Genomic DNA, 17,194 nt, shown 5'->3' with positions numbered 1-17,194 from the left:
AGATAATATATTCGCTATATTTTCGTCCTCAGATTCCAAAGCTCCGGGAAAAAATAATGATCGAGTACCTTTTTCAAATAGCCTACCCCAGAAGATCCACCAGTCCCCGTCTTATGTCCTATGATTCGTTCGACTGTTTTCATGTGCCGGAACCGCCACTGTTGAAGGGAATCTTCGATGTCGACCAGCTTCTCTGCCAACTCATAAAGCGACCAGTATTGATCGATATTTTCATAAACCTCCAGCCAAGCTTTTTCCACACTAGGATCAGCTTCGTATGGTTCAGAAAAATCCCTTTCTATCATTTCAGGATTGATTGGCAGACCCGCCCTATGAAGAGCCTGAATGGCGGCATCATACAAACCAGGTGCGCGATAAGCTTCCATTAATTGTTGATAAATCACAGGATTTTGCTGATATATTTTTAATGCATGCGAAGTTTTAAAGCCCAGCGAAAACTCGATTAGCCGATATTGATAAGATTGAAACCCGGAAGCCTGACCAAGCTTATCCCGAAATTCAATATATTCGCTGGGAGTCAAGGTAGACAACACATCCCAGGCCGCGATGATTTGTTTTTGGGTTTTTTTCACCCGTGACAGCATTTTAAAAGCTTCAGACAAATTCCCCTTATGAATCGCCTGAATCGCAGATTGGATTTCGTGCAGAATCAGTTTCATCCACAGCTCACTCACCTGGTGAATGATAATAAACAGCATTTCATCATGGTGATCAGACAACGGTTTCTGACTGGACAACAAACGGTCGAGATCTAAATAATCGCTGTACGTCATTTTTTTCAAAAAATCGGTATGGATGCTGTCTTCTCTAGAATCAGTCTTCTTGTCAGCCATTTCTCTCCCCCTTTTCATTACAGACAGCGCAGTACAGCACGTACCGGACTCCCGTCAGCTTCTTCCAGTGCCAATGGCAGAGCGATCAGTTCATAATCTCCTGGAATGATATGATCGAGCATGAGGTTTTCCAGAATATAGACACTATTATCATGTAATGCATGATGAACTGGTAATTCCTTACTTTCTATTGGATCGACAGATGGCATATCTACTCCTAACAGCCCTACTCCCCGTTCTTTTAAAAAGGGGCCGATATCCGGATCAAGCAAAGGCATTTTTTCCGGAAACCGTTCAGGTTGATTCGGAAGCGAGCTATGCAAGAGTAGTCGTTTCACGCCATCAATCCGGAATTTCGACAAGATGTTCGCATCGATTTTTTCTGCATGTGAGACATCAACGACTTTGGCCGGACCAATATATGTGTCAATCGGGATATCAAGGACACGTTTTCCTTGGTTGTCGTAATGGTAAGGGGCATCTATATGAGTGCCTGTATGACAACTGGAACTGATTTGACCAATATTCACTGATCCGGTTTGTTCTTTAGAAAAGGTCAGGCGGTAGGAAAACGGTTCATCACCCGGCCAGTGAGCAATCCTGTTCGACATGGGTTGAGTGATATCTATCCATTCTGATGAGTTCATATTATGCTATAACCTCCCGCTTTTTTTCAAAGCGCAGAAAACGCTCTTCTTCCATGATGGTTCTCAATAAATCCACTACCTGCCACACTTCTTCAAATGTATTATATAACGCAACTGGTGCCAGTCTTATGCCGTTTGGAGCCCGAAAGTCCGGTATCACCCCTGCCTCCTTCAACGCTTTGCATATCCGGACAGCCTCTTCATGCTCGATGAAAACATGACCACCACGGGAATCATGCGAGAGAGGGTTTGCGATCGTAAAGTGATAACCATGCAAGCGATGCCTCACTAAGAATAGTAAATAATCCGTGAGATTCAGTGATTTCGCACGAATCCGTTCAATCCCTGCCTCCGCGAACATGTTTAAAGAACCTATCATTGGCGCCATGCTGAGGATATGAGGAGTGCCGATTTGAAAGGCTCCAGCCGATGCAGCCGGGCTCAATGTATGTTCCATATCGAATTGTTTTTCTTTATTCGAACTGAACCACCCAGCTAAACCAGGATTCATGCCGAAATAGCGCCGGTTTACATACAAACCTCCGACACTCCCTGGCCCGCCGTTCAAATGCTTATATGTACACCAAAAAGCAAAGTCGACTTCCCACTCATCCAATTGATGGGGTATTGCACCAATAGAGTGACATAAATCAAAACCAATCAGAATCCCACGTGAGTGAGCAGCTTCGGTCAGACGTTTGATATCAAGCACCTGGCCGCTGCGGTAAAGGACACTCGGCAATACGATCAGAGCAATTTCGTCCGTCATTTCCGAAATGATCTGTTGTTCATCCAGTGTTCTCCCGTCCGAGCTTTTCACTCGAATCAGATGTTTATCCGGATCATATCCTTTTTGCTCAAGCTGGCTCTGTAAAGCGTATATATCTGAAGGGAAATTCAATTCATCTGCTAAAATCTTTGTTCTACTGCCATTTGGCTGATAGAAACTGGCGACAAGCTGGTGCAGGTTAATGGTGGTTGAACCAGTGATGACCACTTCCTCCGGTTCAGCCCCTACTAACGGTGCAGATAACTCCCCTAACGATTCCGCCAGGTAGTACCATGGGTTTTCTCCAGAAGTCCAGCCGTCAATACCGTTTTGCTTCCATGAATCCAGCACAAGATGGACGGCCTTTTCTGCAGATTTTGAGAGTAATCCCAATGAATTGCCGTCAAAGTAAATGACATCTTTGTCTATGTAAAATTCACTGCGAAAATTAGCTAGTGGATCTTGCTGATCCAATTGTTTTGCATATTCCCTGCTCCACCGGTCTTCGTGCTTTTTTGTTTCCAAAAGCCGCTCCCTCCTTTTGAAAAATTCTGTCAATTCGACTATATAGTTTACCTGCATGAATGTCAACGACTGCCAGAATGCTGACCTGATTCCTTTTTGCGTTATCATCCAACCAGCTTCTCTTAGTAATAAAGCGTTAATTCTATTTATCTATCTTCCGCTTATGCGATTGATCCAGTTAAGTCCTTAGCACTAAGCAGGTCTCCAAAGGATTTGCCAATCTTAAAAATATGAAGAAAATCTTAAAATTATCCAGCTTTTATCCCTGGTATTTCTATCAAAAACAATTATAGTCTATGTAAGCGTTTACTTATACGGATATAAACGCTCCCCAATTCCCACCTTTGTCCTACACCACGTTATTGTTGGCTTCCGTTCTCTGTGTATTTATTTATCACAAGTATCTTTCATTCTTATAAAGGTGCTTAATCTATTTCTTGAAAGGAGGAATTTCTCTAGCTTTTTTAGCTTATCAAAGAAAAAAGGAGGATGTTAAGTAATGAAGAAAAAATGGATTATAGGTTTGTCAGCTTTACTTTTTCTTTTTTTCGTCGTTTCCACAAGTATTGAAGCTGCGGATAACTCCGAACCAGAATGGAACAACAACCCGGAAACATTCAAAGTAAATCGCGAACCTGCCCACGCTACATTAATGCCTTATGATTCGATAAAAACAGCCTTGGAGGGAGATAGAACTGCCTCATCGTTTTATAAGTCCTTAAATGGTGAATGGCGTTTCCGCTGGTCCAAGAACCCGGATGGCCGACCAGAGGACTTTTACAAGAATTCCTATGACATATCCACATGGGATACGATCCAAGTCCCCGGCAACTGGCAGCTGCAGGGCTTTGATTATCCGATTTATACCAATATTACGTATCCTTGGACAGGGTATGAGCAGCCTGAAGCACCTAAAGCACCTACTGTGTACAATCCTGTCGGCTCTTATAAACGTACATTTACTATTCCTGACAACTGGGACGGCAGGGAGATATTCCTTTCCTTTAAAGGGGTCGAATCCGCTTTTTATGTCTGGATAAATGGCGAAAAAGTCGGTTACAGTGAAGATAGTTATACACCGGCAGAATTTAATATTTCCGATTATCTTCATCCTGGTGAAAATTCATTGGCGGTGGAAGTGTATCGATGGTCGGACGGCAGCTGGCTGGAGGACCAAGATTTTGTCAGGCTTAGCGGCATATTCCGGGATGTTTATTTATACAGTACACCAACCATCCACATGAACGACTTCACGGTAACAACGGATTTGGATGAAGCATATGTGGACGCTTCCTTGGATGTAGAGGTCGATATTCAGAACTTCTCAGAAAGCAAAGAAGCCAATGAATACCAAGTAGAAGCCCACTTATATAATGAAAACGACAAACTCGTCAGCAAAGAACCCATTAAAATGGATGTCCGTCTAGATGGAAAACAAGCATTTACAACAAACAGCAGCCAATTAATCAAAAATCCGAAAAAATGGTCGGCAGAAAATCCGAATCTGTATAAATTGGTGCTTGTGCTTAAGGACAACAATGGAAATATAATCGAAACAGAAAGCAGTAAAATCGGTTTTCGTGAATTCGAATTAAAAGAGGGACAAATGCATTTAAACGGGAAACCTATTGTCTTCAAAGGAGTCAACAGACATGAAATCGATCCGGATACTGGCCGCAATATCTCCGAAGAAACAATAATCAAGGATATAAAGTTAATGAAAAAATTTAATATTAACGCGGTTCGTACTTCTCACTATCCCAATAATGAGCGGTGGTACGAACTCGCAGACGAGTACGGACTCTACTTGATTGATGAAACCAATCTGGAATCTCACGGAGCAAATAACATTTTGCCGGCTAGTGATCCGCAATGGCTGGATGCATCATTGGACAGACTCCAATCCATGATTGAAAGGGATAAGAACCACCCATCCGTACTGATATGGTCATTGGGTAATGAAGCAGGCCGTGGCGATTCCTTTAAGAAAATGGCGGAATGGGCACATGAAGCTGACCCTACCAGACTTGTCCATTATGAAGGGGATAATCGCTGGACTGACGTAGAAAGTCATATGTACCCTTCCGTCGCTTCTGTCGAAAGTTATGGCAAGTCGGGGAATGATAAACCGTATATCCTTTGCGAGTATGCCCATGCGATGGGAAACAGTGTCGGCAACCTATATAAGTATTGGGATGTCATTGACAAATACCCGAATCTTCAGGGTGGTTTTATTTGGGATTGGGTCGACCAATCACTGCGTGAACCGACACCTGTCAAAAAAATAGTCAATGATCAAAGTGCTAACCCTGTCGAAGGCCGGTTGTTTGGCGAATCGATAGAAGGAGAAAATGGTAAGGCAATCGATGGATATGTTACCGTTCCACAAGAAAAAAAGTTGGACATAACGGAGAAACAACTAACCTTGGAAGCTTGGGTAAAGCCCGAAGCAACCAGTACCCACAGTCCATTTATCGCGAAAGGAGACAGTCAGTATGCACTGAAACAAAACGGCAGCCAACTAGAATTTTTCGTTTATAACCAAAATCTCTCCAATCCATGGATAACCGTGTCTGCCTCTTTACCCGACAACTGGGAAGGCAATTGGCACCATGTAGCAGGTGTTTATGATGGGCACGCTTTAAAACTGTATGTGGACGGACAATTGCTGGCTGATAAAGCCTATGATGGAGATATTAGCAGTAATGCTTTCGCTGTCAATATTGGCCGGAACACAGAAGCCGACCGTGTAACTACTGCAGTCATTGACCAAGCAGCCATTCATAACCGAGCTTTATCGGCGGAGGAATTGACAAGCGACAGAGGACCGGACAGTTCCACCGTGCTATGGATGGACTTCAACGAAGTAACAGAGGAAGAATTTGAGCAAAAAGAATACTTTGCTTACGGCGGAGACTGGGGGGACAATCCAAACGATGGTAATTTCCTTGCTAACGGCCTGGTCTTCCCCGACCGCAGCATTCAACCTGAACTTTGGGAAGTCAAAAAAGTCTACCAAAACATCAAGGTGACCGGAAAAGACTTGATCGACGGCTCTATCAGCATCCAGAACGACTTTTTGTTTACCAATTTGAGCAGCTATGATTTGGAATGGGAAGTAAAGGAGAATGACAAAACGATAGAAAAAGGAAAAGAGAAAAAATTGAATATCAAGCCAGGAGAACAAAAGCAAATAAATCTTGATTACAGTCAACCGGAACTGACACCTGGTGCTGAGTATTGGCTGAACATTCGCTTCACACTTCCTCATAAAACGGATTGGGCAAAAAAGGGGCACGTTGTAGCGTCGGAACAGCTGCAAATCCCCTACGAAGTACCAGACCAGCCTATGGAAGACATTTCTCAAATGCCAAGCATGACCTTGGATGAAACGAACGATTCAGTTACTGTTGAAGGGGAACAATTTCATTTGGACTTCGATAAGAAAGCCGGAACGATCTCCAGCTTTATCTATCGTGGAAACCAATTGATCAAAGCAGGACCGGAACCCAATTTCTGGCGGGCACCGAATGACAACGACAAAGGGAATGGAATGCCTTCTAGAACAGCCACTTGGCGTGAGGCGGGAAAAAACCGGACGATTGAAGAAGTAAAGGTAACTCCAATTGGTGACAAAGTTGTCAAAATCAACGTTCATTCTACGTTGCCGACAACCAACACATCCTCTTACAGTGTATCGTACGTCATTTACGGAAGCGGCGATGTCGTGATTGATAGTACATTGAATCCCGGCGCGGACCTTCCGGAAATTCCCGCAATCGGAATGGAGTTGACATTGCCAAAAGAATATGAAGAGATGACCTGGTTTGGTCGGGGACCGCATGAGAATTACTGGGATCGCAACAAGTCGGCGGACATCGGCTTGTATCAAAGTACGGTAGAGGATCAATTCATCCCCTACCTCGAGCCTCAGGAGACCGGCAACCACACCGGAGTCCGCTGGACGACTTTCACCAATAAACAAGGCATTGGGCTAATGGCAATCGGCCAACCATCTCTGGAAGTCGGCGCTTTACACTATACGGAACAGGATTTGGAAAACCATGCGCATCCCTACGAATTAGTGAGAAAAGATGATATCTTTGTAAGTCTGGATTATCACCAAATGGGATTAGGTGGCGACGACAGCTGGGGAGCGCGTCCTCACCCAGAATTCACACTAAACGCTGATAAGTCTTATACCTATTCCTATCGTCTCAAACCTATTTCAAATGACCAATCCGCTATGGAAGAAAGTAATAAACTGATAACGACAAACCTTGTGAAAAACATTGAAATTGATGGTGAAACTCTTCAAGGGTTCCACCCGGGAAAAACCGAGTACACGAAGCGTTATTTGGCTGGAAGCCTTACCGAGATACCGGAAGTTGAGGCGGTACCATTTGATGACCATGTCGATCTTGAAATTGTTCAAGCAGAAGAAATACCTGGTCGAGCAGTTATCATAGCTCGATCAAACGACGGTCTGTTGGAACAAACCTTCACTATCCAGTTTGAAACCGTCGAGGAACTGTTTCTCAGCGATATGGACTGGATAAGTGCAAACAGCGGCTGGCGCTCGGTCCAAAGAGATAAATCTGTGGAAGGCAATGACCTGCGTTTGCGGACAACGGAGGGTGTGAACCACTTTGAAAAAGGAATCGGCACGCATGCCAATTCTGAAATCGTTTTTGACCTAACAGGAAGTGGAGCCAAAAAGTTTGAAGCAGTGGCCGGGGTTGACGCAGAAGTAGGCAGCAATGGATCTGTCACTTTTGAAGTGTATGGAGATGAAGAAAAGCTTTTTGAAAGTGAAACAAAGACCGGCAATACTCCAGGTGAAGCAATATCTGTGGACATCGAAGGAGTAGAAATACTAAAACTTGTTGTAACCGATGCAGGAGATGGCAATAGTTATGACCATGCTGACTGGGGAAATGCCAAAATAAAGTAAAAGGTGACCTGCTGTCTTTCTCTCAAAAGAAAGGCAGCAGTGCGTTTTTTGTTTCTTTTTAAAAAAAGGTATGCTTTCTTGATTTTTTGTCCATCCCATTAATGATACAGTTATTTTGTAACATTATAGCCATTTAGGACGTCTAATCGACAAATGATACGGGAGGTTGTGGAATGAAAAGAGCATTCCTTTTTTTATTATTGGCAGCTGCCATACTGGCAGGATGCGGTTCGAACAATCAGGATGAGGAGGCTGAAGAAGTGAATGGAAACGATGACGGGTCCCTAAATCAGGTAAATGCAGAATTGATGGAACAGAGTCCGCTGGTTTATCAATATTCCGTGAGTAATAATAGCGACGAGAAGATTAAGTTAGAATTTACAAGTTCCCAGCGTTATGATTACGAAATTACAAATGATGCCGGCGAGCAAGTTTTTCTCTTTTCCAGTGTTACCTCGTTTGCACAAGTAATGGGGGAAGAAACGCTTCATCCTGGTGATACGCTTGATTATCAAATCGATTTACGTGAACGCGACATGGAACCAGGCGATTATTTGCTGACAGCCTGGTTGACCCCAAGTGGCGGGGAGAAATACAAAGCCGAACAATCCTTCACCATACCAGGGGAAGAATAAATAGAGCAGGGCTCCCGGTTACAACGAGGGAACCCTGCTCTTTTCTATTACTTTTGCGTAAACGCACGTGTTTGTAAGATGCTTTCCATCCGCCGATACATCCACGTTCTTCAATATTCCTTCTAGTTCGTAGCCCAGCTTTTCCGGAATGGCGCGACTGTTAAAATTCTTTTCCTCACACCTTATTTCCACACGGTTGCAGTTAAGTTCAACGAATGCAAAAGAGGTCAAGGCATCAATGGCTTCTGTCATATAACCAAGCCCAGCGTACTTTGTATCGATCCAGTAACCTAATTCGCATTTTGGTACTTCCCAATCGATATTGTGAAAGCCGGAAGAACCGATAAACGCATTTGATTCCCGGTGAAATAGCAAGTATCTTAATTTTTCCCGCTTAAGAAAACGGATATGGGCCTCTCTAATGTCCGCTTCGCTATCGGATTCTGTTGGAGTAGTTTGGGCAAACGGCATCCATGGACGCAATTCTTCGATTGATCTTTTGACCGCCTGATTCACCAATTCACCATCACCTTGTTCAGGCCTGCGTAAAAGCAGCCTTTCTGTTTTCATTTCAACAGGTATATCCAATAATACAGGATTCAATGGAGTACCTCCTCTCTTCCGTTATTATTTTACTTCCTTAAGAATATTCGCCGGTACTCCCCCAGCTACTACATTTGCAGGGATATTCTTAGTCACAACAGAACCAGAGGCAATGATAGCGTTATCACCAATCGCAACCCCAGGGTTGATCACTGTCCTTCCGCCTATCCAGACATTATTACCAATGGTAACAGGTTTTCCGAACTCAGCACCAGCCTTACGAGCTTCCGGATCGAGGGGGTGAGCAGCTGTGTAAATATGTACACCAGGAGCCAATAAACAATCATCGCCAATGTGTACCTCGCAAACATCAAGTATCGTGCAATCAAAATTTGCATAGAACCTTTCTCCGACATGGATATTATAACCATAATCACATCGGAAGGTCGGCTCTACAAAAAAACGATCGCCTGTCGAGCCAAACAGCTCCTTAAGGAGATCCCTGCGCCTTTCGTCATCCGACTCAGTGGTTTGGTTGTAAAGTCTGGTCAGCCTGCGGGCATTCTTGCGGTCTGCAACCAATTCTGGATCCCCAGCATTATATAACTCACTGCCAATCATTTTTTCTCTTTCTGTCTTCATGTAATAGTCTCCCCTTCTCACCAATGACAAGTTTGCTAGATAATATACAGGGTAACATAAAAAATTGAAATTATCAGAAAAAGTTATATAGTGCAATTGCCTTGCACATCCATGGCAAAGAAAACATACAGATTGGAGAAGATTCTAGCATGACAGTGTGTTGTTTCACGTATATTTATTGCTTAACATTTTACTGCACTGTCTCCCCTGCCCTTTTGCTACATTCGAAAACATGCTTAAAAACAAGCTTCAGATTGGCCTTTTTGCCGGGTCGGAGCTAGACAACACCACCCGAGAACTTAACCTTTTATAAAAAACACTCTACCAAGTCGCAGTGGTAGAGTACTGGGGGACAGTCCCCATCTGTTTTTTATTGATTTTCAGGTGTCAAAAGTTGGATAGTTCTGGCCAACAGGGCTGTACGCTTAGCAAACGTTGTAAGGTCGACATATTCTTCGGTAAGGCTATGTGAATACTCTCCAAGCGGTCCCATGCCGTCCACGGTAGGGATTCCCTCATCTGCTGTGTACGCTGCATCCGACGCTCCGCCTGTTCCGACATCCTTTATGGACATCCCCAACTCTTTTCCTGCATCCCGAATAACATCCAGAAGCTTTTCCGTCTCTTCTGTTTTTTCCATCGGTGGCTGTGCCATCCCGCCTTCCAAATAGGTTGATGTTCCTTCTACTGTATCCTCGTCGGCAATATCGGAAATTTCTTTTGTGACCTCTTTCGCCTGTTGCTTGTCCTTGACACGAACATCGATTTTGGCATCAGCATCAGGTGGTACGGTATTACTCGAGGTTCCACCATTAAAGAGACCCACATTGACCGAAAGACCTGATTCGTAGTCGTTCAGATTTTGTAGTTTTATGACTTTATGTGCCAGTTCATTTATCGCACTCCTGCCAAGTTCCGGTTCAACTCCAGCGTGAGCGCCTTTTCCCTCGACCTCAATGTCGAACCGGCCAACTCCTTTCCGCTCGGACACAACCGCATCGCCAGGTCGTCCAGATTCAACCACTAATGAATAGTGCTTATCTGCTGCCGCCTTTTTTATCAACGGTTTGGAGGTTGGAGAACCAATTTCTTCATCGCTGTTAAAAATGACATGAACGTTTTTATAAGCGTCCGATCCGCTCTCCTTTAATGCCTTGAGAGCATATAATACAGCGACATGACTGGATTTTTCGTCACTTACACCTGGCCCATACGCAAAATCATCAATAATTTCAAATGGACGTTCTTTTGCTGTTCCTTTCGGAAAAACTGTATCCATATGTGCGACAATTATAATTTTTGGTTCGCTACTGCGTTCAGCCTTCACTTCCAAATTATTCCCTAGTTTTTTCTCCCGATGGGTATGAACGTACATTCCCAACTGCTCAAACTTAGTTTTCAGAAGGGTGCCGACTTTGTCTACGTCTTCTTTATCATGCGTGTTGCTGTCCATATTGACCAATTCCTCGAGCAATGCCGTCATTTCCGGCATTTTACTTTCCAACTTTTTTTCGAGATTCATATCATAAAACCTCCTTATCATCTTCTATTCTACCTATTCCCAATAAGAAACGGATGACACGTAAAATCTTTTTCTAGTAGAGGTAAGACATAATCTTTCAACCTATATACTTTTAATAAGAGAAGCTCTTATCTGAAAATAGAGAACACAAAGAATGATAGGCGGAGATAGAGGCGCAGTGACATTTATCCTCTCAACCGGTTGTCCTATACACGCTGAGAGCATAAAAATAACACCATGCTTGATGGTGTTTGTTCGTTGCAAAGAGGAATAGAAGGAAGGGAAAGCTGGAGGGGAAGGTGTCTCCGAAACTGTGGGATTAAATATTCATCCCGGCAGTCAAGCTATGATCTATTTTTTCATCGATCAATTCAATCAGCTGTAATTCCTTTTGCTTATCCATGTGACGGTAATGATGGGAATCCCCCGGCTGCTTATCTTTCTCATCAGCCAAATGAATTACTTGTTGTAAATCATTTAATTGAACATTCCCTTGCGGCAGTGCAGATTCGGTATGAAACAGAATCGCATGGGCAATCTCTTTTGCTGCTTGCTTGTCTTCCCCGAGACGAACCAGTAATTTATGAGCCCTTTCCGCTCCTTTAATAGGATGAATGTCATACGCCCGGTATAACTGATAATCCCATTCTCCATTTCGATACCATTGATAATGGCCGATATCATGGAGAAAGCCTGCTTTGGCTGCCCAATCCGGATTCACATTGTAGGACAAAGCCAGCTTATAAGCGTGGAATGCTACAGAAATTGCATGCGCCATTCCAGAGCGCCTAACATATTTTTGGGCTATCGAATGCTGGTAAATATCTTTCATTGTGACAGGTCTCATGATGATGCCTCCTCTGCTGTTGATTTTGGTTAAATTATCGAATATCGTATCATTAATCCTGTATCGAATCAATCTGTTGGTGATGTGATCTAACAGGAAAATGTAAGAAGTTCTTCCTTATAGATTGGAATTGCCTATCGTATACCCTATCCGTCAGTTTCTGAATCTATTAGAAAACGAGTACTGTCCGATTTAGGTTCAGTACTCGTTTTCTTGTTTCATTTATCAACTAAAAATACGGTCAATTTCACTTATTTCTTCTTCAGTCAATTTCACATCCAATGTCTTCAAGTTATTCAGTACCTGCTCAGACCGCTTAGCGCCAGGAATAATGGCATCAATGGATGGACGGGTCAAATACCATGCTAGGACTACATGAGCAACCTCTGCCCCTTTTGCTTCGGCAATGCTGCGTACCTTGTCCACCTTCACAAGGTTTTTCTTAAAATTGTCCCCTTGGAAATGCGGCATTTCTTTACGCAAATCATTGAATGTTGTTTGCTCCGTGTACTTGCCCGCCAATAATCCGGAAGCAAGCGGAAAATATGGTATAAAGGAAATATTGTTTTCTGCCGTATAAGGCAATAATTCTTTCTCTGCATCGCGCTGAAGCAGATTGTATTCTCCTTGGTAAACATCGACGTAGCCATCTTTATTTGCTTCTTTCAACTGGTCGATTGAAAAGTTCGAGACACCGATGGATTTGATCTTGCCTTGGTCCTTTAGTTCCTTCAGTGCTCCAACAGCCTCGTCTTTTGGAGTGTATTCATCCGGAAAATGGATATAAAATAAATCAATATAGTCTGTTTGCAGCCTTTTCAAGCTGTCTTCTACCGATTTTTTCAAAAATGCCGGAGAGTTATCCATGACGGTGTCATCGCCGACAAACTTATGTGCCCCTTTTGTAGCAAGGACGACCTCATTCCGCCTGCCAGTCTCCTGGAGCACTTCACCGATCAGTTCTTCGGAGCGTTCCGGGCCATAGATAAACGCGGTATCTAACAAATTGACTCCGTTGGTTATCGCTGTACGCACTAAACTTTTTCCTGCTTCTTCGTCGAGATTTGGATAAAGATTATGTCCACCGACTGCATTTGTACCCAGACCAATCGGATTGACCTTCAAACCAGATTTTCCTAATTGGGTTTGTTCTGTCATATGACATCAGCTCCTTTACTGTTTAGATAATATCATTACATATATTGGATGGAAATTGAAATAGAATGCTTCAACTCTTTAATGAGCCGAACCAATCTCTCGAGTAAATGTACCTAATTTCGCTACATGGTGTACTATTGTCCTAACATTCAAATTACTGACGATGAGGCAAACTTCCTGTTTTTTCTTTTTCGGCACTCAAATGATTGCGCTTACATTCCTGTTTAGTATAATACCAATTGAAACGTTTCAATTATTAATAAGAAAGGGTGCTAGGATGAAGAAAAAGTGTGCGTTGGTATTAATATTTTTATTGCTAGTCAATGCTGCCATTACAACGCCTGGTTTTGCGGATACTTCTCCAAAAGGAAAGGAAGTTGCCTTATCGAAGCAATTAAAAGCTATTTCTAAACAAACATACCGTTACTTTGAAGAATTCACGGATAACGAGACAGGTCTTACCGCTGATGCTGTACGCTGGAATGACGGAAAAATCAACATTCAATCACACACGTCTCCAACCAACATAGGCATGTATATGATGAGTGTCGTATCTGCTGAAGAACTTGGACTCATCAACCGTCAACAAGCTCTAAAAAATCTCCAAAAAACCATCCAAACTTTAGAAAACATGGACACGTGGAACGGTCTTTACTATAACTGGTATTATACAGCGGATGCCACTCTTATGACAGATTGGGGACAATTCATTTCCACCGTGGACAACGGCTGGCTTTCAGCTGGATTAATCGTGGCGGGACAAGCATATCCAGAGCTTTATGAAAAAACCAATACCATTGTAGAAAACATGGATTATTCTACTCTCTATGATCCTGAAGTAGGACAAATGAGAGGAGGTTATGATGTCGAAACCGGAAGTTTAACCGCACACCATTACGGAGCATTTTATACGGAACCACGAGTAGCAAGCTATATTTCTATTGGGAAAGGAGATGTACCGAAGGAACACTGGTGGAAAATGAATCGGACGATGCCTGAGAGTTGGGACTGGCAAGCCCAAACACCTCAAGGACATGTGGAAACGTATGATGGAGTCGAAGTATTCGAAGGTCACTATAGCTACAATGATCAGAAATATGTGCCTAGCTGGGGCGGAAGTATGTTTGAAGCCTTAATGCCTTCGCTTGTGATCAAAGAAAAAGAACTTGGAACCCAAGCTTTGGGATTGAATAATCAACGACATGTCGATCTTCAAATTAACTATGCTGAAGAACAAGGGTATCCAGCCTGGGGAATGTCACCAGCTGCTACTCCTGAAGGTTATTCCGAGTTTGCCGCAACACCTCTCGGTATGGATGGTTACAAGTCGGATGGAACGATCACTCCGCATGCAACTTTCCTGGCGTTAGAATATGCTCCGATGGAGGCATTCCAAAATATTCAAACGTTAAAAAGTTTTGATGCTTATGGAAAGTATGGCTTCCTTGATTCTGTCAATGTCGAAACAGGTGAAGTTACAAAAGCTTACCTGGCTCTTGATCAAGGCATGACTATGGCCGCCATAGCGAATTATTTGAAAGACGGCCTACTCAGAGATTATTTTCATCAGGATGAAATAGGAAAAAACCCGGAGGATTTACTAATAAAAGAAAAATTCTCCATCAATTGATTATGGAGTGCCAAGTCCCGTTATTACGGGATACTTGGCACTTTTTCCATACTTTATATGGAACATACCACTACATCAAAGTTATGGCCACCCTAGGCATTCCCCCTCCCTATCCCTTCAGCATCACGATCGGGAATAAATAAGTTCAATTTGATATTACACCTTTCTCTACTTAGCAACTTATGATTAAATGCTTGTAAGGGATTTCAACCTTACTTTGAAATGTTTTTTTAAATCCTTTAGAGAGGGGTTATTAGAATGGCGATAAACATAAACCAAGAGGCCCGGGAATTTCACTTGACCAACGGAAAAATAAGTTACATTTTTCGTGTCATGGAGAAAAGCGGTCAACTGGAACATTTGTACTATGGAAAAGGCGTGAACCACCGAAAAAGTTTTAAACATTTGATTGAACGTGAAGCAAGGCCTGCTTCGACAAATATGTTAGAAGGCGACTATACCTCCTCCCTAGAGCATATCAAACAGGAATATCCGAGCTATGGAACGACGGATTATCGCTATCCTGCTCATAAAATCATTGGTCAGCACGGCAGCCATGTAACCAACTTCCAGTATGAAAGCTATCACATCACCAAAGGGAAACCGGCACTCGAAAACCTCCCAGCAACCTATACAGAGCAAGAAGAAGAAGCAGAAACGTTGGAAGTTGTCCTTTTCGATAAGATACTACAGTGCAGATTGATTTTGAGCTATAGCATTTACACGAATCGCAGCGTTATCACGCGAAATGCCCGTTTCGTCAACCTGGGAAATGAAACTTGCTTTCTGGACAGTGCAATGAGCACAAATATCGATTTGCCAGATGATCAATTTGAAATGGTACATTTAAATGGTGCCTGGGCACGTGAAACCCACCTTCAGGCACAATCCCTGTTCAAAGGGGTTCAGTCTATTTCAAGCTCTCGGGGTGCAAGCAGCCATATACACAACCCCTTTCTTGCTTTAAAGCGTAAGCAGACGACCGAATCTAGTGGGGAAGTATTTGGATTTAGTCTTGTTTATAGCGGGAACTTCGTTGGCCAGATTGAAGTGGACACATTTGGGGTGACCAGAGTGATGATGGGGATCAATCCATTCCAGTTTAAATGGAAGTTAGCACCAGGTGAAAGCTTTCAAACACCAGAATGTGTCATGGTCTATTCAGATAAAGGGTTGAACGGTATGAGCAACACCTATCATGCGTTGTATCGGGAGAGACTTGTCAGAGGCCGTTGGCGGGACAAAGACCGTCCAGTCTTAATCAACAACTGGGAGGCAACCTACTTTGACTTCGATGAAGAAAAAGTGCTAGCAATTGCAAACACAGCTAAAGAACTAGGCATGGAATTGTGTGTTCTTGATGATGGATGGTTCGGTGAGCGGCATGATGATACCTCTTCACTAGGTGACTGGTTTGAGAATAAGCAGAAGCTTCCTGATGGTATTGATGGACTAGCCAGGAAAATAGATCGATTGGGAGTGAAATTTGGTTTATGGTTTGAACCAGAAATGGTAAGCAAAGGCACTAAATTGTTTTCAGAACACCCAGAATGGGTACTTTCGACTCCTGGTCGCCGGGCTTCTCATGGTCGTAATCAATATGTGTTGGATTTTTCACGTCCGGAAGTTGTCGATTACATTTATAAATTAATGGATAGCGTCCTAGAAAAGGCAACGATTTCCTATATAAAATGGGACATGAATCGATATATAACAGAAGCTTATTCCTCTGATTTGGAAGCTGACCGGCAGGGTGAAGTGATGCATCGTTATATTCTCGGTGTTTATCAGCTTTATGAAAGGTTGATCCACAAATATCCGGATATTCTTTTTGAATCGTGCGCGGGCGGCGGGGCAAGATTTGATCCTGGTATGTTGTACTATGCACCCCAAGCTTGGACCAGCGATAACACCGATGCGGTGGAGCGATTAAAAATACAATATGGTGCCTCGCTCGTTTATCCTTTAAGCGCGATGGGAAGTCATGTGTCTGCCATTCCTAACCATCAGGTCGGCAGAACGACTCCGCTTCATACTCGTGTAAATACAGCATACTTTGGTACATTTGGGTATGAACTGGATATCACAAACCTTACTGCAGCCGAAAAAGAAGAAGTAAAGGAACAGGTACGCTTTTTTAAAGAGAAACGCTCGTTAATCCGAACCGGCCGATTTTACCGGTTACTTAGTCCATTCGACGGAAATGAAACAGCCTGGATGGTAGTTTCGAATGATCAGTCAGAGGCCATTGTAGGTTATTATAAAGTGTTAGCAAAACCAAATGATAAGTTCAATCGGATTAAACTGCAAGGACTTGATCCTGATAAACGGTACTTGATCAACAACAATCCTGTCGATCATTTCGGGGACGAACTGATGAATATCGGTATATTGCTGAAACGAAATGAAACAGGATACCCACAAGACTTCAATTCGGAAGTGTTTGTTTTGAAGGAAGTATAAGTGAA

Annotated in this window: 12 protein-coding genes; 4 read left to right on the top strand and 8 right to left on the bottom strand. The window is 43.0% G+C overall.

Translation table 11 applies throughout. From position 1 onward, the window contains the following. Positions 1 to 14: 14 nt before the first annotated feature. From kynA to kynU, 3 genes are read right to left on the bottom strand one after another with little or no spacing between them, the layout of a single operon-like run. Positions 15 to 854, bottom strand: a complete 840-nt coding sequence (gene kynA / locus ERJ70_RS07410) for a tryptophan 2,3-dioxygenase (RefSeq protein ID WP_209368292.1) — start codon at positions 852 to 854, stop codon at positions 15 to 17. A 17-nt stretch (positions 855 to 871) separates the two neighbouring features. Beyond that, a complete protein-coding gene (gene kynB, locus ERJ70_RS07405; protein ID WP_209368291.1) occupies positions 872 to 1,501 on the bottom strand; it encodes an arylformamidase in 630 nt (209 codons plus the stop codon). Position 1,502: 1 nt separating this feature from the next. Continuing rightward, the gene (gene kynU / locus ERJ70_RS07400) at positions 1,503 to 2,795 is read right to left on the bottom strand and encodes a kynureninase (protein ID WP_245208146.1); all 1,293 of its coding nucleotides are present in this window, start codon (positions 2,793 to 2,795) and stop codon (positions 1,503 to 1,505) included. Positions 2,796 to 3,294: 499 nt separating this feature from the next. Between kynU and ERJ70_RS07395 the strand changes: the two genes are divergently transcribed. Continuing rightward, positions 3,295 to 7,749: a glycoside hydrolase family 2 TIM barrel-domain containing protein gene (locus tag ERJ70_RS07395; protein ID WP_209368290.1), complete on the top strand. Its 4,455-nt coding sequence runs from the start codon at positions 3,295 to 3,297 to the stop codon at positions 7,747 to 7,749. Positions 7,750 to 7,922: 173 nt separating this feature from the next. Continuing rightward, complete coding sequence (locus ERJ70_RS07390) at positions 7,923 to 8,384, top strand: BsuPI-related putative proteinase inhibitor (protein WP_209368289.1); 462 nt, start codon at positions 7,923 to 7,925, stop codon at positions 8,382 to 8,384. An 18-nt stretch (positions 8,385 to 8,402) separates the two neighbouring features. On the opposite strand, the gene ERJ70_RS07385 is transcribed toward ERJ70_RS07390, so the two are convergent. The 5 genes from ERJ70_RS07385 to ERJ70_RS07365 all read right to left on the bottom strand — a co-directional run bounded on the left by ERJ70_RS07385 (position 8,403) and on the right by ERJ70_RS07365 (position 13,096). Next, a complete protein-coding gene (locus ERJ70_RS07385; protein WP_209368288.1) occupies positions 8,403 to 8,987 on the bottom strand; it encodes a GNAT family N-acetyltransferase in 585 nt (194 codons plus the stop codon). Between the two features lie 24 nt (positions 8,988 to 9,011). Then, positions 9,012 to 9,569, bottom strand: a complete 558-nt coding sequence (locus ERJ70_RS07380; RefSeq protein WP_209368286.1) for a sugar O-acetyltransferase — start codon at positions 9,567 to 9,569, stop codon at positions 9,012 to 9,014. A gap of 370 nt (positions 9,570 to 9,939) precedes the next feature. Continuing rightward, complete coding sequence (locus tag ERJ70_RS07375) at positions 9,940 to 11,091, bottom strand: M20 family metallopeptidase (protein WP_209368284.1); 1,152 nt, start codon at positions 11,089 to 11,091, stop codon at positions 9,940 to 9,942. Between the two features lie 319 nt (positions 11,092 to 11,410). Next, positions 11,411 to 11,938, bottom strand: a complete 528-nt coding sequence (locus tag ERJ70_RS07370; RefSeq protein WP_209368282.1) for an HD domain-containing protein — start codon at positions 11,936 to 11,938, stop codon at positions 11,411 to 11,413. Between the two features lie 225 nt (positions 11,939 to 12,163). Next, positions 12,164 to 13,096: an aldo/keto reductase gene (locus tag ERJ70_RS07365; protein WP_209368280.1), complete on the bottom strand. Its 933-nt coding sequence runs from the start codon at positions 13,094 to 13,096 to the stop codon at positions 12,164 to 12,166. A 277-nt stretch (positions 13,097 to 13,373) separates the two neighbouring features. Here ERJ70_RS07365 and ERJ70_RS07360 point away from each other — a divergent pair, with 277 nt between their 5' ends. Then, a complete protein-coding gene (locus ERJ70_RS07360) occupies positions 13,374 to 14,726 on the top strand; it encodes a glucoamylase family protein (protein ID WP_209368278.1) in 1,353 nt (450 codons plus the stop codon). Between the two features lie 258 nt (positions 14,727 to 14,984). Then, positions 14,985 to 17,189, top strand: a complete 2,205-nt coding sequence (locus ERJ70_RS07355; protein ID WP_209368276.1) for an alpha-galactosidase — start codon at positions 14,985 to 14,987, stop codon at positions 17,187 to 17,189. The last annotated feature ends 5 nt before the right edge of the window (positions 17,190 to 17,194 follow it).

This window comes from Sediminibacillus dalangtanensis (genome assembly GCF_017792025.1).
Classification (GTDB): Bacteria; Bacillota; Bacilli; order Bacillales; family Amphibacillaceae; genus Sediminibacillus; species Sediminibacillus dalangtanensis.
The sequence above is the reverse complement of the archived record's forward strand: the minus strand, read 5'-3'. Positions and strand labels throughout refer to the sequence as shown.

Coding starts and splice junctions, on each gene's coding strand:
- kynA (WP_209368292.1), bottom strand. CDS start 854: ATGGCTGACAAGAAGACTGATTCTAGAGAAGACAGCATCCATACCGAT.
- kynB (WP_209368291.1), bottom strand. CDS start 1,501: ATGAACTCATCAGAATGGATAGATATCACTCAACCCATGTCGAACAGG.
- ERJ70_RS07395 (WP_209368290.1), top strand. CDS start 3,295: ATGAAGAAAAAATGGATTATAGGTTTGTCAGCTTTACTTTTTCTTTTT.
- ERJ70_RS07390 (WP_209368289.1), top strand. CDS start 7,923: ATGAAAAGAGCATTCCTTTTTTTATTATTGGCAGCTGCCATACTGGCA.
- ERJ70_RS07380 (WP_209368286.1), bottom strand. CDS start 9,569: ATGAAGACAGAAAGAGAAAAAATGATTGGCAGTGAGTTATATAATGCT.
- ERJ70_RS07375 (WP_209368284.1), bottom strand. CDS start 11,091: ATGAATCTCGAAAAAAAGTTGGAAAGTAAAATGCCGGAAATGACGGCA.
- ERJ70_RS07370 (WP_209368282.1), bottom strand. CDS start 11,938: ATGAGACCTGTCACAATGAAAGATATTTACCAGCATTCGATAGCCCAA.
- ERJ70_RS07365 (WP_209368280.1), bottom strand. CDS start 13,096: ATGACAGAACAAACCCAATTAGGAAAATCTGGTTTGAAGGTCAATCCG.
- ERJ70_RS07360 (WP_209368278.1), top strand. CDS start 13,374: ATGAAGAAAAAGTGTGCGTTGGTATTAATATTTTTATTGCTAGTCAAT.
- ERJ70_RS07355 (WP_209368276.1), top strand. CDS start 14,985: ATGGCGATAAACATAAACCAAGAGGCCCGGGAATTTCACTTGACCAAC.